The following is a 22,052-nucleotide window of genomic DNA, read 5'->3' on the forward strand; positions in this document are numbered from 1 at the left end:
ACTGAATGAGCAACACGAACAAACTTCAAACGTTGGGCTCCACACTCGGCTCGCTGATAAGCCCGCACAAGTCCTGGGCCATGGCCGCGCTGGGTGCATTGCTGCTGGGCTCGGCCATGTCGCTGACCATGCCAGTCATGTTTCGCTGGCTGATCGACAGCGGTTATCTGGCTGGTGAAAATCCGGAAGGCTTGAATACCGCATTTGCTTATTTACTGATATTGGTGTTCGTTCTGGCCATGGCCAGCGCTGTGCGGTTTTACCTGGTGACCACACTGGGCGAACGAATTTCTGCCGACTTGCGCAACCGCGTATACAGCCACCTGCTGGTACAACGACCCGAGTTTTTTGAAACGCTGAAAGTAGGCGAAGTACTTTCACGACTTACTGCCGACACCACACTCATCCAAACATTGATTGGCAGCAGCCTGTCATTTTTCTTGCGAAACAGTTTGACCTCATTGGGTGGTTTGGTGATGTTGTTGCTCACCAGCCCCCTGCTCTCGGGTGCGGTACTGCTCTTGGTCGTGGTGGTCATGATCCCGGTGGTGATATTGGCAAGGCGCGTACGCAAATTATCCCGGGCCAGCCAGGACAAACTGGCCGACAGCAGCGCAATTGCACAAGAGGTTCTAAACCAGATTACTACCGTACAGGCATTCAACCAGGAACACACCGAAGCAGCCAAATTCACCAAGTCCAGCGAGCAAACGTATCAAACCGCACGCAGGCGCACGGTGAACCGCTCGGCCTTGTTGTTTGTCGCCATTGGCTTGGCCTTTTCAGGCCTGGTGGTGGTGCTGTGGATGGGTGCCAAGGCAGTGGCCAGTGGTGAAATGAGCGCAGGCGAATTGGCCCAGTTTGTGATGTATGCAGCCTTTGTGGGCGCGGGCTTTGCAGCTTTGTCGGAAGTACTGGGAGAATTTCAACGTGCTGCAGGTGCAGCCGAGCGGCTGGTTGAATTGCTGAACCTGGACACCACCATTCACAAACATGGCTTGCCGCCGCCGCCCAAACAAGGTGGTTTCTTGATCGAGTTCAACCACATTGATTTTGCCTACCCTTCTGCCCCTGAAAAATTCATACTCGAAGACTTCAACTTGAGCATTCAACGCGGCGAGACATTGGCCGTGGTAGGGCCTTCGGGTGCTGGCAAATCAACCCTGTTCAGCCTGCTGCTACGCTGGTACGACGTGAACCAGGGACAAATTTTGATCGAAGGCAAAGCCCTGGAAAGTTTGCACCTGGAGCAATGGCGTGCCAATTGTGCCTATGTATCGCAAGAAGCCGTGATTTTTTCTGGAAGCCTTCAGGACAATGTGCGCTACAGCAAACCTGACGCCACCGCCGAAGAAATCAACAAGGCGCTTGCCGATGCGGCTGCAACCCATTTTGTACGCAGAATGCCAGAGGGCCTGGATACAAACGTGGGTGAAAAAGGTGTGCGCTTAAGCGGCGGCGAACGTCAACGGGTATCCATTGCCCGCGCTGTGCTGCGCGATGCAGGCTTGCTATTGCTTGACGAGGCCACCGCAAGCCTGGATGCAGAAAGTGAACAACTGGTACAACAGGCCATTGAAAAAAGCCGTCACGGCCGAACCACGCTGATTATTGCTCACCGCCTGGCCACAGTGATGGCAGCCGACCGCATTGTAGTGATGAATGAAGGCAAGATTGTCGAAATGGGCACCCACAAAGACCTGATGGCCCGGCAAGGGTTGTATGCCAAGCTGGCCTCGCTTCAGTTCATTGATGAAAATGCACAGAAAATGATGGCACCAGCTTAGGGTGCATCGGCCCGACAAGGTAAACTTATCGGATCCAAGAACCCTCGAATTTGCAGCGAATACACCATGCAACAGTACCTTGACTTGATGCAGCACGTGCTAAACCACGGCACCGACAAAATGGACCGCACCGGCACCGGCACGCGTTCCGTGTTTGGCTATCAAATGCGCTTCAATTTGCAAGACGGCTTTCCGATGGTGACCACGAAAAAATTGCACACTCGCTCGATCATTCACGAGCTGCTGTGGTTTCTGATGGGCGACAGCAACATTCGCTACCTGAAAGAAAACGGCGTCAGCATTTGGGACGAGTGGGCCGATGAGAACGGCAACCTGGGCCCTGTTTATGGTGTGCAGTGGCGCAGCTGGCCCACAGCCGACGGCCGCCACATCGATCAAATTTCGCAGTTGATGCAGCAAATCAAAAACAACCCCGATTCTCGCCGCCACATTGTGAGCGCCTGGAACGTGGCTGAAATCAACAATATGAAGTTGCCACCTTGCCATGCACTGTTTCAGTTTTATGTGGCCGATGGCAAGTTGAGTTGCCAACTCTACCAGCGCAGTGCCGATATTTTCCTGGGTGTGCCTTTCAACATCGCCAGTTACGCCCTGCTCACCCACATGGTGGCCCAGCAGTGCGATCTCGAGGTGGGCGATTTTGTGTGGACGGGCGGCGATTGCCACCTGTACAGCAATCACATGGAGCAGGTGGCCGAGCAACTCAGCCGCAAGCCCTATTCTTTGCCTACGCTACAAATCAAGCGCAAGCCCGAAAGTATTTTCGATTACAAATTCGAAGACTTTGAAATTCTGAATTACACTTGCCACCCGCACATCAAAGCGCCCGTGGCGATTTAAATCATGAAAGTATCCATTGTGGCTGCGGTGGCCAAGAACGGCATTATCGGCATCAACAACAGCCTTCCCTGGCATTTGCCCGAAGACCTGGCTTTTTTCAAGCAAACCACCCTGGGGTGCCCGGTTTTAATGGGCAGAAAAACCTATGAGTCGATTAATCGACCGCTGCCTGGTCGCCTGAACGTGGTGTTGTCGGGCAACGCGGAATGGACGCCCGCCCCCGCCAAAGACGGCACGCCTCGAAACGTAATCGCTTACCCTGCAGCGCTACCGGAAGGCAGCGCCACTCAAATTGCCACAGCCACAAACTTGCCCAATGCACTGAAATGGCTTGCAGGCTTTGAACAGGTATTTTTGATTGGCGGCAGCAACTTGTATCAACAGGCACTGAACCAGAACCTGGTCGACGAGTTGATTCTGACAGAGATCCATCACGACTTTGACGGTGATGCCAGTTTTCCAGATTGGGACCGATCCAGGTTCGGGGAAACAGATCGAATCGTCAATCCAGCCACCAGCGAACGCGCATGGGGCTTTGATTTTGTAAAATACGCAAAAGTAGACAATCACCCCGCGAAGAATTAAACCCTTTACAGGGTTAGAAGGAGTAAGAAATGGCACGCACAGTGAACTGCATTAAATTGGGTAAAGAAGCCGAAGGGCTGGACTTCCCCCCCGCACCCGGTGAATTGGGCAAGAAAATTTTTGAAAACGTGTCCAAACAAGCCTGGCAAGACTGGTTAAAGCACCAAACCATGCTCGTCAACGAAAACCGCCTGAGCCTGGCTGATGCACGCGCCCGCAAGTACCTGATGGAGCAAATGGAAAAGCATTTCTTTGGCGATGGTGCCGAACAGGCAGCGGGTTATGTACCACCCAGCAACTGATTGATCGAAGCAAATTTAGCTAAAAAAAAGCCCGCTACACAGTAATGAAGCGGGCTTTATAGTTTTACTCAGGCACAAACAGTGGTTGATCAGTTCCCCGAGGCTTCTTGGGCAACTGCCTCTGGACCTTGGTGGCGAACGTCACGCCCTTTGACCATGTAAACCACGTGTTCAGACATATTTTTGGAATGGTCGCCAATTCGTTCAATTGCTTTTGCAATAAACAAAATTTCAATAGAACGAGAAATGGTGCGTGGGTCTTCCATCATAAAGGTGATCAACTGGCGCAAAATCGCCTTGAATTCGTCGTCCACCTCTATATCCGCCTTCACCACTTCAGCCGCGGAAACCGCATTAACCCGAGCGTATGAATCCAACACCTTGCGCAACATGGCAATGGCGTTGCTGGCAATGCGGTGCAAATCGACTTTGGGTACAAAGTGCTTACCGGCATCGGCAATCATCATGCCCATGCGAGCCACTTTTTCGGCTTCATCGCCAATGCGTTCAAGGTCGCGAATCATTTTGATGGCCACAATCACGGAACGCAAATCGACGGCTGCTGGTTGGCGACGCGCAAGGATATGGTTACACAATTCATCAATTTCAAGTTCGATGTCGTTGACCTCTTTCTCGCGACGAATCACCTCCTTGAAAATGTTGGTATCGGCCGCACCCAGACCCTCGATTGCTGACACGATCTGATTCTCCACCAGGCCGCCCATCTGTAGAACGCGAGTGCGCAGCGACTCCAGTTCGGCGTCGTACTGTTTGGAGGTGTGTTCAGTCATTTGTCTTCCTTAACCGGATAATTGTTGTAACGATGCAATGTGGCACAAGCACATGACAGGAATTTGTCAAACCGAGCCACATCGTCACTTTATTCTGCCATGTTCTACACAATTATTCAGGCCTTCATCCTGTCTGCATGTGGGATTAAAGGGTTTTTATGCCCTCTGCTGTCGCTATTAGCACCACATCGGCCTTTCGAATCGCAAAAAGCCCGTTGGTTACCACGCCCGGCCAATGATTAATCTCTTTTTCCATGGCAACCGGATCGGTGATTTTCAAGCCACTCACATCCAGAATGATGTTGCCATTGTCGGTGGTAAAACCTTCGCGCAATTTCACCTGACCACCCAAGGCTTCGAGCTTTCGAGCAATCGCATTGCGCGCCATGGGCAAAACCTCAACTGGCAAAGGGAAAGCCCCCAGCACTTGCACCAGCTTCGATTGGTCTGCGATACAAACAAATTTTTCAGAAATATCGGCCACAATTTTCTCACGGGTGTTGGCACCGCCACCACCCTTGATCAGGCAATTCGCTGGATCCACTTCATCAGCGCCGTCCACGTAAATCGACAGACTTTCTACATCGTTCATGTCGACAATCGGCACGCCAATTTCACGCAGCTTTTTCTCGGAACGCACGGAAGATGACACTGCACCCTTGAGTTGAATGCCTGACTCGGCCAAGGCATCAATGAAGCAATCCACAGTCGACCCAGTGCCCACACCGAGTACGGTGCCCGGCTGGACATATTCAAGCGCGGCCTTGGCCACCATTTTCTTCAGTGTTAGAGCATCCATGATGGGTGTTGATATTCCTGATTGATATTGAGTGTGCTGACGGGTAAACCGTATTTTAAAGGCAGAAGTGAAGCGGAAAAGAAAAAACCAACTGCATGCAGTTGGTTTTTCCTCACTTTGCGACCAAGAGGTCTGTGTTTACTTCTTTTTCTGTGCTGGTAAATCGGTACACACACCTTTGTAAACCTCAGCAGCCATGCCCACACTTTCACACAGGGTTGGGTGGGGGTGAATGGTTTTGCCAATGTCGACAGCGTCTGCGCCCATTTCTACGGCCAGGCATACTTCGCCGATCAAGTCGCCGGCATTCATGCCGACAATACCGCCGCCCACCACACGCTTGGTTTCCTCATCAAACAGAAGTTTGGTGAAGCCATCATCGGCGTTGTTGGCAATGGCACGACCGGACGCCGCCCACGGGAATACCGCTTTGCCCACTTTAATGCCTTGGTCTTTGGCCTGGTCTTCAGTCAGACCGACCCAGGCCACCTCGGGGTGGGTATAGGCCACGCTTGGAATAACCCGAGCATCGAAATAGGCTTTTTCATCCGCAGCGGCTTCAGCGGCCACATGGGCTTCATGCACAGCCTTGTGCGCCAACATGGGTTGCCCCACTACATCGCCGATGGCGAAAATATTCGGCACGTTGGTGCGCATTTGCTTGTCCACCGGGATAAAGCCACGGTCAGTGACAGAAACACCTGCTTTGTCAGCACCAATTTTTTTGCCATTGGGCGTACGGCCCACTGACACCAACACCATGTCGTAAAGCTGGGGTTCTTTCGGGGCTTGCTCACCTTCGAAAGTTACCAAAATGCCTTTCTTGGTGGCCTCCACCCCCACGGTTTTGGTTTTCATCATGATGTTGTCAAAACGCGGTGTATTGCGCTTCTGCCAAACCTTGACCAAATCACGGTCAGCACCTTGCATCAGGCCATCGAGCATTTCGACCACATCAAGGCGTGCGCCCAGCGCGGAATACACAGTGGCCATTTCAAGGCCGATGATGCCCCCGCCAATAATCAACATGCGTTTGGGAACAAACGGCAGTTCAAGGGCACCGGTGGAATCGACAATTCGCGGATCTTCAGGAATAAATGGCAAATGCACAGGTTGCGAACCAGCAGCAACAATTGCCTTGCCGAATTGCACCACTTGTTTGCCGCCATCGGCAGCCACCACTTCCAGGTGATTGGCGCTCAAAAAGCTGCCCACACCTTGCAGGGTTTTTACCTTGCGGCCCTTGGCCATGCCAGCCAAACCACCGGTCAGCTTGCCCACTACGCCTGCTTTGTGCGCGCGCAGTTTGTCGAGGTCGATTTTCGGTTTGGCAAATGCAATGCCATGCTCGCCCATGTGCTGCGCTTCTTCAAGCACCTGTGCAGTGTGCAACAGTGCTTTGGAAGGAATGCAACCCACGTTCAAACACACACCACCCAAGGTGCTGTACCGTTCAACCAGAATTGTGTTCATGCCAAGGTCGGCACTGCGGAAGGCAGCGGAATATCCACCTGGGCCTGCGCCCAACACCAACACATCGCATGTGTGGTCCACTTGACCACTGTAGCTGCTGGCGGGGCCAGCAGATGCCACGGGTGCAGCGGCCACAGGCGCAGCCGGTTTGGACTCCACCGCAGGTGCTGCTGGCTTGGACTCGGCGGCAGGGGCAGAAGCCGGGGCGGCAGCAGAAGCACCACCACCACTGATTTCGCAAATCTCGCTGCCCTTGGATACTTTGTCGCCCACTTTCACGAGCAGCTTGGTAACCACGCCATCATCCGATGCCGGAATTTCCATGCTGGCTTTGTCGGACTCCACCGTGATCAAGGATTGCTCCTTGCTCACTTTGTCGCCTTCTTTCACCAACACTTCAATAATTTCTACGGAATCAAAATCACCAATATCAGGAACGATCAGTTTCATGTGTTCATCCCCCTTACAACAGCACTTTGCGCATGTCGGCCAACACGCCAGCAAGCTCAGTGGTAAATCGGGCAGCCATGGCACCGTCGATGACACGGTGGTCGTAACTCAAACTCAAAGGCAACATCAGGCGTGGTTCGAACTCCTTGCCGTTCCAAACCGGTTTCATGGCCGATTTGGACAAGCCGAGAATTGCAACTTCTGGTGCGTTAATAATGGGGGTGAACAGGGTTCCACCGACACCGCCAAGCGATGACACCGTGAATGTGGCGCCTTGCATGTCGGCACCTTTCAGCTTGCCATCGCGTGCCTGGGCGGAAAGCTCGCCCAATTCATTGGCAATTTGCGCAAAGCCTTTTTGGTCAACGCCTTTGATCACAGGCACCACCAAACCATTGGGTGTGTCGGCTGCAAACCCGATGTTCCAGTACTTTTTAACAATCAGCTTGTCGCCAGCTTCGGTTAGCGAGGCATTGAAAGCGGGGTACTTTTTCAGCACGGCCACGCAAGCTTTCATGACGAAGGCCAGCATGGTCAGCTTCACGCCCTGTTTGGCCAAAGCTGCATTGGTGTCTTTGCGGAATTGCTCCAGATCGGTAATGTCGGCTTCATCGAACTGGGTAACGTGGGGAATCATGACCCAGTTGCGATGCAAGTTCGGGCCAGACAGCTTCTTGATGCGAGAAAGCTCTTGCTCTTCAATTTCACCAAACTTGGTGAAATCCACTTTTGGCCAAGGCAACAAATCAAGGCCGACACCACTGCCGCCCTTGGCTGCACCGGTCGAAGAAGAACCCACTCCCGCAACGGCAGCTTTCACAAAATTGCGAACGTCGTCGGGCGTAATGCGACCCTTGGGCCCAGTGCCTTGCACGGTGGTCAAATTCACACCCAGTTCACGTGCAAACTTGCGCACGGAAGGGCTTGCGTGCGGTGCGTTCACCGGTGCAGCTGTTGGATTGTGCGGCTCAGCACCAACTGGAGCAGCAGGCGCTGGCGCAGCGCTTGCAACAGGCGCAGGCGCTGCGGCTGGTGCTGCAGGTTTCGGTGCTTCCGTTTTGGCTGCCTCAGCTTTCGGTGCTTCTGCCTTTGGGGCCGCTTCAGATTTAGGCGCTGCAGCAGCACCCCCTTCGGCAGGCTCCAGAATCAGCATCAAGGTTCCTTCTTTAACCTTGTCGCCGATTTTCACTTTCAGTTCTTTTACTACGCCGGCTTGCGGGCAGGGAATTTCCATGCTGGCTTTGTCAGATTCCACCGTGATGATGGATTGCTCCGCCGATACGGTGTCACCGGCTTTCACCAGCACCTCAATGATTTCCACCCCGTCAAAATCGCCGATGTCGGGTACTTTGATTTCGATTGTCATTTCAGTCGTCCTTTTTATGCGTAGGCTGGGTTGGGCTTGTTGGGGTTGATGCCGTATTTCTTGATTGCATCACCCACGGTGCTCAAGGGAATTTCACCCTGATCGGCCAGGGCCTTCAATGCTGCAACGGTTACGAAATGACGGTTCACCTCAAAATGCTCACGCAACTTGGAGCGGAAATCGGAACGACCAAAACCATCGGTGCCCAATACTTTGTATTCACGACCTTTGGGCATGAATGGACGAATTTGATCCGCAAACAACTTCATGTAGTCGGTTGAAGCCACAATTGGACCTTCGGTTTTTGCCAGCGTTTTTTCGACATAGCTAGGCTTGGATTTTTTCTCAGGGTGCAGCATGTTTTCACGTTCAACATCCAGGCCTTCACGGCGCAGCTCAGTGAAACTTGTTACTGACCACACATCGGCAGCAACACCCCAGTCTTTCTCAAGCAACTCCGCAGCTTCCAGTGATTCACGCAAAATGGTGCCCGAACCCAACAACTGAACGCGTTTCTTGCCCGCTTTCTTCAAGGCAGATTCGCGGCACACATACATGCCTTTCAGAATGCCCTCTTCGGTGCCCTTTTTCAGACCAGGTTGCGCGTAGTTCTCGTTCATCACGGTGAGGTAATAAAACACGTTTTCCTGATCTTCAACCATGCGCTTCAAGCCATGTTGAATGATCACCGCCAGTTCGTGCGCAAATGTGGGGTCGTAGCTAACGCAGTTGGGAATGGTCGAAGACAAAATATGGCTGTGACCATCTTCGTGCTGCAAACCTTCACCATTCAATGTGGTGCGGCCTGCAGTGCCGCCCAACAGGAAGCCACGCGCTTGCATATCGCCTGCGGCCCAGGCCAGATCGCCCACACGCTGGAAACCGAACATGGAGTAATAAATGTAGAAAGGAATCATGACGCGGTTGTTGGTGGAGTACGACGTGGCCGCCGCGATCCAGGAACTGAACGCACCCGCTTCGTTGATGCCCTCTTCCAGAATTTGGCCGGCCTTGTCTTCGCGGTAGTACATCACCTGGTCGCGATCCACTGGTTCGTACAACTGCCCCTGTGAGGAGTAAATACCCAACTGACGGAACATGCCTTCCATACCAAAAGTGCGGGCTTCATCGGGCACAATCGGCACAATGCGCTGACCCAGTTCTTTGTCGCGAACCAATGCAGTAAGTACGCGAACAAAAGCCTGTGTGGTGGAAATTTCACGGCCTTCCTTGGTGGGCTCCAGCACCGATTCAAATGCATCCAGGCCTGGTACTTTCAGCTTTTCGTCGGCCTCGCGGCGACGCTTGGGCAAATAACCGCCCAAAGCTTGGCGACGCTCATGCAGGTACTTGATCTCTGGCGCATCGTCGGCCGGTTTGAAGAAAGGTACTTCGTCGATGATGTCGTCGGAAACCGGAATATTGAAACGATCGCGAAATTCCTTGATGGATTGAATATCAAGCTTCTTTTGCTGGTGGGTGGTGTTCTTGCCTTGGCCCACTTTGCCCATGCCAAAACCTTTCACGGTTTTCGCAAGAATCACTGTAGGCTGACCTTCGTGTTTCATGGCCGCATCGTATGCAGCATGTACCTTGTGCGGGTCGTGGCCGCCACGGTTCAGGCGCCAAATGTCTTCGTCGGTCATGCGGGCAACCATTTCCAGCAATTTGGGGTGCTTGCCAAAGAAGTTTTTACGCACATAAGCGCCGTCGTTGGCCTTGCAGTTTTGGTATTCGCCATCGACCATTTCCAGCATGACTTTGCGCATCAGCCCGTCTTTGTCGCGGGCCAGCAGTTCATCCCAGTAACCGCCCCAAATTACTTTGAGTACATTCCAGCCTGAACCACGGAACTCGCCTTCGAGTTCCTGAATAATTTTACCGTTACCACGCACAGGTCCATCCAGGCGCTGCAAGTTACAGTTCACCACAAACACCAGGTTGTCGAGCTTCTCGCGCGCGGCCATGCCGATGGCGCCCAATGATTCGGGTTCGTCCATTTCACCGTCACCGCAGAACACCCACACTTTGCGCTTGGATGTATCGCAAATACCGCGGGCGTGCAGGTACTTCAGGAAACGGGCTTGGTAAATACCCATCAACGGGCCAAGACCCATTGACACGGTGGGGAACTGCCAGAATTCAGGCATCAACTTGGGGTGGGGGTAGCTTGAAAGACCCTTGCCATCGACTTCCTGGCGGAAGTTGTCCAGTTGATCTTCGGTTAGGCGACCCTCTAGAAATGCGCGGGCATAAATACCGGGAGAAACATGGCCTTGAAGGTACAACAAGTCGCCGCCGTGGTTTTCATCTTCAGCATGCCAAAAGTGGTTAAAACCCACGCCCAGCATGGTAGCCAGGGATGCAAACGACGCAATGTGACCACCCAGGTCCCCGCCATCGGGCGGGCTTTTTTTGTTGGCACGCACCACCATGGCCATGGCGTTCCAGCGCATCCAGCTGCGCAGGCGCTCTTCGTATTCCATGTTGCCGGGGCAACGGGTTTCAAGGTGCACGGGGATGGTGTTCACGTACTCGGTGTTCGCCGAAAACGGAATAAAGGCACCGCTTAAACGGGCTTTGGCAATGAGTTGTTCGAGCAAGTAATGCGCGCGCTCCGGGCCTTCGCGTTCAAGCACGGCCTCCAGGGCATCTAGCCATTCTTGGGTTTCTTGGAAATCGGGATCGTCCGATCCGGGGAAATCGAGTTGCGCTGACATTGCTTCCTCCTTGGGTCTCTGGGTTCTTTTGCAGAAGTACGAGCTTTTGGCTGTATTTCCTGTTGATATTAGAGTATCACACCTAATTCATAAAGTTTCAAATTATGATTTGTGTTTTCATATTGTGGAATTTATAAGGATTTTCCCGAATCCCCTTGAATCCAGTCAACCCACCTGCCCGCTTGTTTTGTACACTTCAGTCATCTTCAGGATTTCGAGACCGATTCGACCGTGCGCCTCAGCGATCAACCCCGTACAAGCCCATTGGTTTGGGCCACCCCGCTGGTGGGCATCATTCTGTTTTTGCTCGCCATGGGGGCGTTTTTCTACACCCTGCATTCCGAGGATCAAAATCAAACCCAATTGCGGGTAATCCGCGATGTCGAACTTGCACGCCAAACCATTCGTACCCGCTTGCTGGCCTCGCAAGAACGCCTGAACCAGATCGCCCGTGGCTTTGAACAAAACAGCAGTGATGTTGAGGGGTTTCGCTTTTCCGCCCAAGCCCTGCTAAATGAGTTTCAGGAAGTCAGCAGCGTGCTGATTATTGATGAGGAAAGACGGGTCACCAATTTGGCCCTGCCTGCTTCGCGATCCTCGGAAGTGCTGCATCCCCTATTCCAGACCATTGAAGATGCCGAGAGCTACTGGGCATTCAACACCGCCAGGGAAACTCGCCTGCCCGTGTTTTCACGACCTTTCCTGGACCCATCCGGCAAGGTTTTTATTGAAGTTCACAGCCCGATCTTTAACAAGGGCGATTTCATTGGCACAGTTGCCGCGACCATTCCCCTTGCCTCGTTGCTCAACGATGCAGTGCCGGAGTCTTTTGTTCAACTCTATCTGGTCAGCATTGTGGACGGAGGGGGCAACCCGGTGGCGTCCAATGTCAGCCGGTCGATCGACAATGCCAAACTAAGCCACGAGGTACCGCTAGACCCACCGGGGCACGGCCTGAAACTGCGCGCAGTGCTTTACAAAACCAACACCGAGCTGTTCTCCAATATGCTGGCGTGGGCCGTGTTTGGACTTTCATTGGTGATTGTATGGAGTTTTATCTTGCTGTTTCGCCATGCGAAACTTCGCAGTCAGGCCGAGAAGCGATTGTTGGCTGAGACCAAGTTTCGACGTGCGATGGAGGACTCAGTGGTCACCGGGATGCGAGCCATCGACATGCAAGGGCGGATTACCTATGTCAACCCAGCTTTTTGCAAGATGACAGGCTACAAGGAATCGGAACTGGTGGGCATGACGCCGCCGTTTCCTTATTGGCCAGACCGGTCTTACGAGGAACAGCAAACCAATCTGGACTTGATTTTGTCGGGCAACGCGCCGCAGAAGGGCATCGAAGTGCAAGTTCGCAGGCGCGACGGCAGCGTGTTCGATGCGCGCATGTACGTTTCGCCACTGGTCGATAGCGATGGCCAGCAAAGTGGCTGGATGACCTCAATGACAGACATCACCGAACCCCGCAGGGTACGCGATGAGCTGGCTGCAGCCCACCGCCGGTTTGTTCGCATTCTCGAAGAGCTGGATGCCGCTGTTTGCGTGCAAGGCCCCGAGGCCGGGCTTGACGAATATATTTTCGTGAATCGGCTGCATCGCGAATGGTTTGGTAAAGCGACGCCGCCACGCATGTCGAAGAATCGCCGAAACCGTGTGAACCTGTATGAGCCTTTTGAGTGGCTTAATCCCGTTTCACAGCGTTGGTACGAGGTTCGAAGACGATCCATTTCCTGGGTAGACGGCGCAACGGTGGTGATGCAGGTGGCCACCGACATATCTTCGCGCAAGGAAGCCGAGGACATGTCACGTCAGCAACAGGAAAAACTGCAGTTCACCTCCCGATTAATCACGCTGGGTGAACTTGCCTCCTCCCTGGCCCACGAGATTAATCAGCCGCTGGCGGCCATTTCCAACTACAACATGGGCAGCGTCACACGCCTTAAAGCAGGCAAGGTAAGTCCTGAGGAACTGCTGCCTGTGCTGGAAAAGGTCAATGTCCAGGCCCAGCGCGCCGGAGCTGTCATTCGCCGCATTCGCGAGTTTGTGAAGCAACAGGAACCCAAGCGTGGCCCCTGCCCGATCGGAAAAATTATTGAGGATGCGATCAGCTTCTCGCGACTGGAGGCGAAACACCAGTCTGCACGAATCGAAATGCACCTGCCGGACGCATTGATGTCTGTAGTAGCAGACCCCGTGCTGATCGAGCAAGTACTCATGAACTTGATCAAGAACGGACTTGAGGCCATGGGGCATTTGCCATCGGAGCAAAAACTGATTGAAATCCAGGTGGGCCAATCGGCTCAGTTTGCCCTGATTGAAGTTCGGGATCACGGTGTTGGAGTGCCCGAAGAAATTCGTCAACGGCTGTTTGAGTCCTTTTTCACCACCAAATCCGATGGAATGGGCATGGGGCTGAACATCTGTCGTACTATTATTGAGTATCATCAAGGCCAATTGTGGGTAGAACCCGCGCAAGGCCAAGGCAGCGTGTTCAAGTTCACCTTGCCCTTGGCCGAAGACTCGGTGCTTGCGCACATCAACCCACCTGTTATGGAATAAAGCCAATGCTCCACACCCAGCCACGCCCCACCGAAATACAAGAAACCGTGTTCATCGTGGACGATGACGAGGCGGTGCGAGACTCGCTTCAATGGTTGATTGAAACCGAGGGATATCAGGTAAAAACCTATGAAGATCCTGAGTTGTTTCTGGAACAACTGGCATGGCCACAGCCCTGTGTGTTGCTGCTGGACATACGCATGCCCAAGCTTTCTGGCCTGGAAGTTCAAAAAACACTGAATGAACGCGGCATACCGATTCCGATCGTGTTCATCACCGGCCATGGCGATGTCACCCTGGCCGTTGAAACCATGAAAAACGGCGCGGTTGATTTTCTGGAAAAACCCTTTGATGAAGGCAAAATCAAAGACCTGATTCACCAGCACATGCGCCTTGCCCATGAACTCGCACAAACTGCCAAACTTGATGAACAAATCAACAAACTGTATTCCAAGCTGACAACGCGTGAGTTGCAGGTGCTTGAGCGCATTGTTTCTGGCCGTTTGAACAAACAAATAGCCGACGACCTGAATATCAGCATTAAAACAGTAGAGGCCCACCGCGCCAATATTATGGACAAGCTGCAAGTAACCACTGTGGCCGACTTGTTGAAAATTGCCTTGCGTAAATCACCGGAATTGGCACAGTCCTGACGATCTCTCAACAAGGCCCACTGCCAACCTGAAGGTGGGCCTTGTTCAATTGAACCATTTCAAATTTAAGAACTCATTCAACCATGTCTGCACAACTTATCAGCGGCACTGAACTGGCTGCCTCAATTCGTGAAACCATTGCAAAGCGCGCTGCCGAACTCACCGCGCTGGGCCACCAGCCGGGCTTGGCCGTGGTACTTGTGGGTGAAGACCCAGCCTCGCAGGTTTATGTGCGCAACAAGGTATCTGCGTGCGAGAAAGCGGGCTTTAAATCGGTCATGCACCGCATGCCCGAAAACACCAGCCAGGACGCGCTGGTGGGCTTGGTTGAACAACTGAATGCCGACCCCAGCATCCACGGCATTCTGGTGCAACTGCCATTGCCCAAGCACCTGGATTCGCATTTGGTGATTGAGTCCATCAACGCCGAAAAAGATGTGGATGGCTTTCACATCAGCAATGCAGGCTTGCTGATGACAGGCAAACCCCTGTTTCGCCCGTGTACGCCCTACGGCGTGATGAAAATGCTGGAATTGACTGGCATTGAATTGCGTGGCGCAGAAGCAGTCGTCATTGGCGCGAGCAACATTGTGGGCAAGCCCCAAGCCATGTTGCTGCTGCAACAAGGTGCAACGGTCACCTTGTGCAACAGCAAAACCAAAGACCTGAAAGCGCATTGCCAGCGCGCTGACATACTTGTAGTTGCGGTGGGGCGCCCCAATATGATTACTGGCGACATGATCAAACCCGGCGCAGTGGTGATCGATGTGGGTATTAATCGCCTGCCAGACGGAAAATTGTGCGGCGATGTGGATTTTGAATCAGCCAAGGAAGTGGCCGGCTGGATTACGCCAGTACCTGGCGGCGTTGGCCCCATGACCATCACCATGCTGTTGCAAAACACAATTGAAGCGGTTGAACGCAGCATATAAGCGCAGCCTTTAAGCATTTTTTAGCAGGACCCCAGACCTATGAACGCGAACATGAGCAACCCCCTACTCGACTTTTCCGGATTACCTCGTTTTTCGGATATCAAAACCGAGCACGTGGAACCAGCAATTGACACGCTGCTTGCGGCTGCAAAAAAACAACTGGAAACAACCGCCAGCACCGCACCAGAACAAGCCACTTGGGAAGACACCCTTCTGCCACTGGATGTGGTCTGTGAACAGCTCAGCCGCGCTTGGGGTGTGGTGGGTCATCTGCATTCGGTGGCCGACACCGACGAACTGCGCGCAGCCTACAATGCCTGTTTGCCAAAAACCACCGAATTCTGGACCATGGTTGGGCAGGACGAACGCCTGTATGCCATATACAAAGCCATTGAACAAAGCGATGCAGCCAAGCTGTTCACACCGGCGCGACTGAAAGTACTGGCCAATTCCATTCGCGGCTTCAAGCTTGGCGGTGCCGAACTGCCGGCTGATCAAAAGCCGCGCTACGCCGAAATTCAAGACCGCCAGGCGGCCATTACGGCCAAGTTTTCTGAAAACGTGCTGGACGCGACCAATGCCTTTGAACTGATCGTGACCGACAAAGCCGAGTTGGCTGGCATTCCCGATTACGCAGTTCAGGCCGCTGAAGAGTTGGCGAAATCTGAGGGCAAGGAAGGCTACAAATTCACCCTTCAATTCCCCTCCTATTTTCCTGTGTTGCAGTACGCAGACAAACGCGAGTTGCGCGAAACCCTTTATGAGGCTTATGCAAAGCGCGCGTCTGAATTCGGCCCTGCGGAGCTCGACAACACGGCACTGATCCGCGAGCTGCTCCAGCTGCGCCTTGAAGAAGCCCAAATGTTGGGTTACAAGAATTTCGGTGAATTGAGCCTGGTTCCAAAAATGGCCAACACACCCGGTGAGGTTGTAAACTTCCTGCGCGAATTGGCCCTGAAGGCCAAACCATTTGCCTTGCGTGACCTTGAAGAAATCAAGGCATTTGCGAAAGCCGAGCTGGGCATGGATGAATTGCAAAGCTGGGACATGAGCTATGCATCCGAAAAACTGAAAGAAAAGAAATACGCCTTCAGTGATCTCGAAGTGCGCCAATACTTTCAGGAAGACCGCGTGCTGGATGGTCTGTTCAAGCTGACCGAGAAGCTGTTCAGCGTGCAAATTGTGAAAGCCCAGGCGGACACCTGGCACCCCGATGTACGCTTCTTTGAAGTTCAGAAAGAAGGCAAAGCGATTGCGCACTTTTACCTGGATCCGTATGCGCGTGCCAGCAAGCGCTCAGGTGCCTGGATGGACGATGCCCGTGGCCGCAAACGCACAGACCAAGGTGTGCAAACACCTGTGGCTTACCTCACCTGCAACTACACAAAACCGGCAGCGGGCAAGCCGGCACAACTTTCGCACGACGACGTTCAAACCCTGTTTCATGAATTCGGGCATGGCATTCACCACATGCTGACCCGTGTAGACGAACTGGATGTGGCCGGCATCAATGGCGTGGAATGGGATGCAGTGGAGCTGCCATCGCAATTCATGGAAAACTTTGCCTGGGAATGGAGTGTGGTTGAATCACTGACTGCACACGAGACCACTGGCGAGCCAATGCCCCAAGCCTTGTTCGACAAAATGGTGGCCGCCAAGAATTTCCAGAGTGGTTTGCAAACCCTGCGCCAAATCGAGTTTTCCTTGTTCGACATGCTGGTGCACACCGATTTCGACCCGCACAGCGGAACGAATATTCTGGACCTGCTGGCCCAAGTACGCAGCGAGGTGGCAGTGTTGATTCCCCCAGCCTACAACCGATTCCCCAATTCGTTCGGTCATATTTTTGCGGGTGGCTATGCCGCGGGTTACTACAGCTACAAGTGGGCTGAAGTATTGTCGGCCGATGCATTTGCCATGTTCGAGGAAAACGGAGTGGTAAGCCCGGAGACCGGCAAGAAGTTTCTGGAAGAAATACTGTCGGTGGGTGGCAGCCGCCCGGCAGCAGAATCGTTCAAGGCCTTCCGTGGTCGCGAACCCAGTATCGACGCCCTGCTTCGCCACACTGGCATGGTTGACAACAGGCAGGCGGCGTAATGGCCAACATTCAACTTGCAACCTGGAATGTGAATTCGCTGAAGGTGCGTTTGCCGCACCTCTTGCAGTGGCTTGAAAGCAACCCGGTTGACTTGCTGGGCCTTCAAGAGTTGAAACTGACTGACGAGAACTTTCCAGTGGCCGAGCTTCAAGCCGCTGGATACGGTGCCGTATTTGCAGGTCAAAAAACCTACAACGGCGTGGCCATTCTGTACAAAAAAGCCACCATGCCTGAGCCTGCAGATGTGCAGGTGAACTTGCCCAGCTTTCCGGATGAACAAAAGCGGGTCATTGCAGCCACATTCGGTGAATTGCGCTTTATCAGCGCCTATGTGGTCAATGGCTCAGAAGTGGGCTCGGACAAGTTCGAGTACAAAAAAGCCTGGCTGGATGCCTTGCTGAAAGACTGCAAAGGCTGGCTTGCTCAATATCCAAAGCTGGCCTTGGTGGGCGATTACAACATTGCCCCCGACGACCGCGATGTGCACGACCCCAAGGCTTGGGCCGGGCAAGTGTTGTGCTCAGACGATGAACGCAGTCGCTTCAACACGCTTCTGGGTATGGGTTTGGTCGACAGTTTTCGCCTGTTTGAGCAACCCGAGAAAACCTTCTCGTGGTGGGATTACCGCATGCTGGGTTTTCAGAAAAACAAAGGCTTGAGAATTGACCATGTTTTACTTTCCAAGCCACTTGCCGAGAATTGCACAGCCAGCGTGATTGACCGTGCCCCCCGCAAATGGGAAAAGCCTTCCGACCACGCCCCCGCAATTGCAACCTTGAATATTTGATTGACAAGCCCCCCCCTTCCAAAAGGGGGAATGCTTGAACCCAACAACCGTACTTTAGACACTGATAGCAGGCGATTTACCCCTCTAATTAGGCAATTAGTCTGGGGTAAGCGATGCGATGATCGAGGCTGTTCATCACCCTCCCAATCGCTCCGAATCATGAACCTAAAGACTCTGCCCCTTTCCAAACAGATCAGCTTTACCAGCGCCGCCTTGGTGGCCTTGATTGTATTGAGTCTGGTCGGCATTACTGCTGCTTACACTTTCAATGCCGCCACTGCGCGCACCGAGCGTGCCGTTTCAACTCAGGCTGAAGGTTTGCGACAAACAATGGAAATTGCCTACAAGCTGTCAGAAGGCTCTGTGACGCAACTTGCTGAATTGTTTGAGGTTGAGTTCAAAGGTGAGTTACTGGTTGATCCAGAACAGCCAATTTCAATTACCCCTGAAATTGACGGCCCCATGGTTACCCTGGATTCTACTTTCATCACCGGCAACTACGGTGTGGTCGATAACTTTACAAAAATGACCGGTGGCATTGCCACGGTGTTTGTTCGCACGGGCGACGACTACCTGCGAATTTCCACGAGTTTGAAGAAAGAAAATGGCGACCGTGCCGTGGGCACCAAGCTGGATCGCAGCCACCCAAGCTACGCCAAGGTGATTAAAGGCGAAACCTATGTGGGTGAAGCCCTGCTGTTCGGCAAGCGATACATGTCCAAGTACCTGCCGATTAAAAGCACCAACGGTCAACATGATTTGGTGCTGTACATTGGTTTTGACATGACCAATCTGTTTGCCGATGTTCAGAATGCCGTGTTGAGCACGCGCATTGGCGAAACTGGCATTCCTTACGTGCTTTACACCACCGGCGCCAATGCAGGCAAAGTAATGATTCACTCGCAACTCAAAGGCGATGAATTCAAGGAATTGGCAGCCAAAGAATCAGATTTGACGGGCTTGCTCGACAAGATGAGCAAGGAAGACAAAGGTATTACACAAGTCAGTTGGAACGATCCGAAATCAGGTGAAAGCCGCACAGAGTTTGTTGCATTCACCAAGGTTCCCCAGTGGGGCGGTGCAGCCATTGTTGCACCCGCGCTTACCTCTGAAATGTTTAGCACCATTTACGCCATGTCGTCGATGATGGTTGTGATGGGCCTGATCGCCTCTGCAATAATTGCTTTGGCCCTGTTTTGGGTAACCAACCGCTTGACTGCTTCTACCAAAGTACTGACTGCCTTGGCCTTGAAGTTGGGCAATGGCGATATGACCGCACGTGCTGCCGACGATGTGACCAATGGCAGCGTGTCCACGAAAAACGAAATCAGCCTGCTGGCTCGCAGCATGAATCGCATGGCTGAAAGCATGGAACAGGCGCTGGGCGCGGTAAAACGCAGCACAGATCAAGTTCAGTTTGCTTCTGAAGATCTGGTTCAAACCAGCGAAGAATTGAGCAAGGGTGCCGCATCGGGCAGCGATGCCGCCTCGGGTATGGCTGCTGCAGTTGAAGAAATGTCTTCTTCCATCTCCAGCGTGGGTGAGTCTGCAACCGAAGCCAAAGACGTGAGCAACAAGGCTCGCCAGTTGGCTGATGATGGTCTGGGTGCGATCAATTCAGCCACCCAGCAAATGCACAAGATTTCCGAGAACGTTCAGGGAACTGCCAGTGTGATTCAACAACTGGGTGAACAGTCTCGCGAGATTTCTGAAATTGCGCTGATTATCAAGGGCATTGCAGAGCAAACCAACCTGCTGGCCTTGAATGCCGCCATTGAAGCCGCACGTGCCGGCGAACAAGGTCGAGGTTTCTCTGTTGTGGCCGATGAGGTGCGCAAGCTTGCTGAACGCACTCGCAAATCTACCGACGATATTCACGGCATGATTGAAGCCATTCAAAACAGCTCAGGCGTGGCCGTGAACAACATGGACATGGCTGTAGAAAGCGTGAAAAAAGGCGTGGAACTTGTGGACCGTGCAGGCCAGGCGATGAATCAAATTACGGCAGACTCTTCTGCGGTAGCGCATTCAGTTGAAAATATTCATGCTGCCTTGCTGGAGCAAAACCAGGCCTCGGAAAGCATCGGCCAGCAAGTGGAAGTGGTAGCCCAGTTGTCCGAAGGCAACCTGGACATGGCACGCCGCGCGGCCAATGCTGTTTCAGGCCTGAAGGGTGTGGCCACCGATCTGTCCAATATTCTGAAAAAGTTTCAGGTTAAAAACATGTAATTTCACACCACCCGGTGTAACAAAAAAGCCTCTGCATGCAGAGGCTTTTTTGTTGGTGGGGCTGAACCAATCAATCGATGTCTTTTACATCAATATTCAGATCCTGAATTTTACGGGTAATGGTGTTGCGCCCTATTCCCAAACGCTGAGCGGCTTCAATTCGTTTGCCGTGTGTTGCCTTCAAAGCAGCTTGAATCATGGTGGTTTCAAACTGGGCAGTTAAGGCATCCATCACATCGGGTTGGCCGCGTTCCAATGCCTTTTCAGCCTCGATGAACAGCAATTCAAGCCAACTGACACTGCCAACCGGCACCGGTGAATTCGAAAATGAATCCACCACGCCAGAATCAACGGGATACTTGCCGGCAGACATGCCCGAGTTCAGCGGCAATGCCTGTGCATCTGTTGCAGGCAAGACAGGACTGCCCTCGGCACGCCAAAAGCTGGGGCTTGTAGAGGAGTTCTCCGCCATTTTATCCGGCGCTTTAGCACCTTCGTTCTGGAAGGCATTGAGCTCAGGAGGCAAATCACGCGCCTCGACCAATTGGGCAGGTGCCATTACAGTGATCCAGCGGCACACGTTTTCCAGTTGGCGCACATTGCCCGGAAACGGGAATTCGCCGATGATTCGAATGGCTGAATCGGACAGGCGTTTGGTTTCAGTACCCAGTTCGCGTGCCGACACATTGAGAAAGTGTTTGGCGAGAATGGGAATGTCTTCCTGCCGCTCGCGAAGCGGTGGCAATCGAAGACGAATCACATTCAAACGGTGATATAAATCCTCGCGGAACATGCCAAGCTTCACACGTTCATCCAGATTCTGGTGTGTGGCTGCAATCACCCGCACATTGGCCTTGATCGGTTGCTGGCCGCCCACACGGTAAAAATGCCCGTCAGACAACACACGGAGCAAACGGGTTTGCAGTTCAGCGGGCATGTCGCCAATTTCATCCAGAAACAGCGTGCCGCCCTCGGCCTGCTCAAACCTGCCCTGCCGTTGAGCCTGCGCACCCGTGAAGGAACCACGCTCGTGACCAAACAATTCCGATTCAAGCAGGTCTTTGGGAATGGCCGCCGTATTCAAGGCAATAAACGGCTTCACTGCGCGCGGACTGTGGCGGTGCAAGGCACGGGCCACCAATTCCTTGCCTGCGCCGCTCTCGCCCGTAATCAATACGGTGACGTTGGACTGCGACAAACGGCCGATGGCGCGAAAAACGTCTTGCATGGCGGGCGCCTGACCCAATATTTCAGGGGCTGCCGAATCAGCTTCTTCAACAAACTCTTCCGTTTGCGATTCGCGCACTGCGCGCAGAATCAATTCAACCGCTTTTTCTATGTCGAATGGCTTGGGAAGGTATTCAAATGCGCCACCCTGAAAGGCAGACACCGCACTGTCCAAATCAGAATAAGCCGTCATGATGATGACCGGCAAATCAGGCTGAAGCTCGCGAACCTTGGACAGTAGCGTAAGCCCGCTTTGCCCTGGCATGCGAATATCTGACACCAATACCTGTGGTACCTCAGTTTCCAGTCGTTCTAAAACCTCGGCTGCGGACGAAAAAATTTCGCAAGGAATTCCTTCGCGGGAAATTGCTTTTTGCAACACCCATCGAATGGAGTGGTCATCATCAACAACCCAAATTGGACGCAT

16 protein-coding genes are annotated in these 22,052 nt (G+C 53.0%); 10 read left to right on the top strand and 6 right to left on the bottom strand.

All coding sequences use genetic code 11. From position 1 onward, the window contains the following. Window positions 1-5 precede the first annotated feature (5 nt). From FRIGORI9N_RS11175 to FRIGORI9N_RS11190, 4 genes are all read left to right on the top strand, one after another. The gene (locus FRIGORI9N_RS11175; RefSeq protein WP_159570871.1) at window positions 6-1,787 is read left to right on the top strand and encodes an ABC transporter transmembrane domain-containing protein; all 1,782 of its coding nucleotides are present in this window, start codon (window positions 6-8) and stop codon (window positions 1,785-1,787) included. A gap of 66 nt (window positions 1,788-1,853) precedes the next feature. Next, on the top strand, window positions 1,854-2,648 hold the full coding sequence (thyA, locus tag FRIGORI9N_RS11180; RefSeq protein WP_159570874.1) for a thymidylate synthase: 795 nt from the start codon (window positions 1,854-1,856) through the stop codon (window positions 2,646-2,648). Window positions 2,649-2,651: 3 nt separating this feature from the next. Next, entirely contained in the window at window positions 2,652-3,233 is a 582-nt protein-coding gene (locus FRIGORI9N_RS11185) for a dihydrofolate reductase (RefSeq protein WP_236550875.1), read from the top strand. 29 nt (window positions 3,234-3,262) lie between these two features. Further along, the gene (locus FRIGORI9N_RS11190; protein WP_008249931.1) at window positions 3,263-3,535 is read left to right on the top strand and encodes an oxidative damage protection protein; all 273 of its coding nucleotides are present in this window, start codon (window positions 3,263-3,265) and stop codon (window positions 3,533-3,535) included. A gap of 89 nt (window positions 3,536-3,624) precedes the next feature. On the opposite strand, the gene phoU is transcribed toward FRIGORI9N_RS11190, so the two are convergent. The 5 genes from phoU to aceE form a co-directional block, all read right to left on the bottom strand. Continuing rightward, on the bottom strand, window positions 3,625-4,326 hold the full coding sequence (gene phoU, locus FRIGORI9N_RS11195; protein ID WP_159570877.1) for a phosphate signaling complex protein PhoU: 702 nt from the start codon (window positions 4,324-4,326) through the stop codon (window positions 3,625-3,627). A 145-nt stretch (window positions 4,327-4,471) separates the two neighbouring features. After that, window positions 4,472-5,125: a ribose-5-phosphate isomerase RpiA gene (rpiA, locus tag FRIGORI9N_RS11200; protein WP_159570885.1), complete on the bottom strand. Its 654-nt coding sequence runs from the start codon at window positions 5,123-5,125 to the stop codon at window positions 4,472-4,474. Between the two features lie 138 nt (window positions 5,126-5,263). Next, window positions 5,264-7,048, bottom strand: coding sequence for a dihydrolipoyl dehydrogenase (gene lpdA / locus FRIGORI9N_RS11205; protein WP_159570888.1), 1,785 nt, complete (start codon window positions 7,046-7,048; stop codon window positions 5,264-5,266). Window positions 7,049-7,061: 13 nt separating this feature from the next. Further along, window positions 7,062-8,414: a dihydrolipoyllysine-residue acetyltransferase gene (gene aceF, locus FRIGORI9N_RS11210; RefSeq protein ID WP_159570891.1), complete on the bottom strand. Its 1,353-nt coding sequence runs from the start codon at window positions 8,412-8,414 to the stop codon at window positions 7,062-7,064. Between the two features lie 14 nt (window positions 8,415-8,428). Continuing rightward, on the bottom strand, window positions 8,429-11,134 hold the full coding sequence (gene aceE / locus FRIGORI9N_RS11215) for a pyruvate dehydrogenase (acetyl-transferring), homodimeric type (protein WP_159570894.1): 2,706 nt from the start codon (window positions 11,132-11,134) through the stop codon (window positions 8,429-8,431). A 231-nt stretch (window positions 11,135-11,365) separates the two neighbouring features. On the opposite strand from aceE, the gene FRIGORI9N_RS11220 reads away from it, so the two are divergent. The 6 genes from FRIGORI9N_RS11220 (at window position 11,366) to FRIGORI9N_RS11245 (ending at window position 20,398) form a co-directional block, all read left to right on the top strand. Further along, window positions 11,366-13,699, top strand: a complete 2,334-nt coding sequence (locus tag FRIGORI9N_RS11220; RefSeq protein ID WP_159570897.1) for a PAS domain-containing sensor histidine kinase — start codon at window positions 11,366-11,368, stop codon at window positions 13,697-13,699. Window positions 13,700-13,704: 5 nt separating this feature from the next. Next, window positions 13,705-14,352, top strand: coding sequence for a response regulator transcription factor (locus FRIGORI9N_RS11225; protein WP_201301478.1), 648 nt, complete (start codon window positions 13,705-13,707; stop codon window positions 14,350-14,352). Between the two features lie 83 nt (window positions 14,353-14,435). After that, window positions 14,436-15,284: a bifunctional methylenetetrahydrofolate dehydrogenase/methenyltetrahydrofolate cyclohydrolase FolD gene (gene folD, locus FRIGORI9N_RS11230; RefSeq protein ID WP_159570900.1), complete on the top strand. Its 849-nt coding sequence runs from the start codon at window positions 14,436-14,438 to the stop codon at window positions 15,282-15,284. Between the two features lie 39 nt (window positions 15,285-15,323). Further along, complete coding sequence (locus FRIGORI9N_RS11235) at window positions 15,324-17,381, top strand: M3 family metallopeptidase (RefSeq protein ID WP_201301479.1); 2,058 nt, start codon at window positions 15,324-15,326, stop codon at window positions 17,379-17,381. Window positions 17,382-17,389: 8 nt separating this feature from the next. Beyond that, the gene (xth, locus tag FRIGORI9N_RS11240; RefSeq protein ID WP_159571824.1) at window positions 17,390-18,169 is read left to right on the top strand and encodes an exodeoxyribonuclease III; all 780 of its coding nucleotides are present in this window, start codon (window positions 17,390-17,392) and stop codon (window positions 18,167-18,169) included. Window positions 18,170-18,328: 159 nt separating this feature from the next. Next, the gene (locus FRIGORI9N_RS11245; RefSeq protein WP_159570906.1) at window positions 18,329-20,398 is read left to right on the top strand and encodes a methyl-accepting chemotaxis protein; all 2,070 of its coding nucleotides are present in this window, start codon (window positions 18,329-18,331) and stop codon (window positions 20,396-20,398) included. Between the two features lie 70 nt (window positions 20,399-20,468). Here the strand turns inward: FRIGORI9N_RS11245 and ntrC are convergent, their stop codons facing one another. Beyond that, window positions 20,469-22,052, bottom strand: coding sequence for a nitrogen regulation protein NR(I) (gene ntrC, locus FRIGORI9N_RS11250; RefSeq protein WP_159570910.1), 1,584 nt, complete (start codon window positions 22,050-22,052; stop codon window positions 20,469-20,471).

It is taken from the genome of Limnobacter sp. 130, assembly GCF_902506325.1.
Taxonomy (GTDB): domain Bacteria; phylum Pseudomonadota; class Gammaproteobacteria; order Burkholderiales; family Burkholderiaceae_B; genus Limnobacter.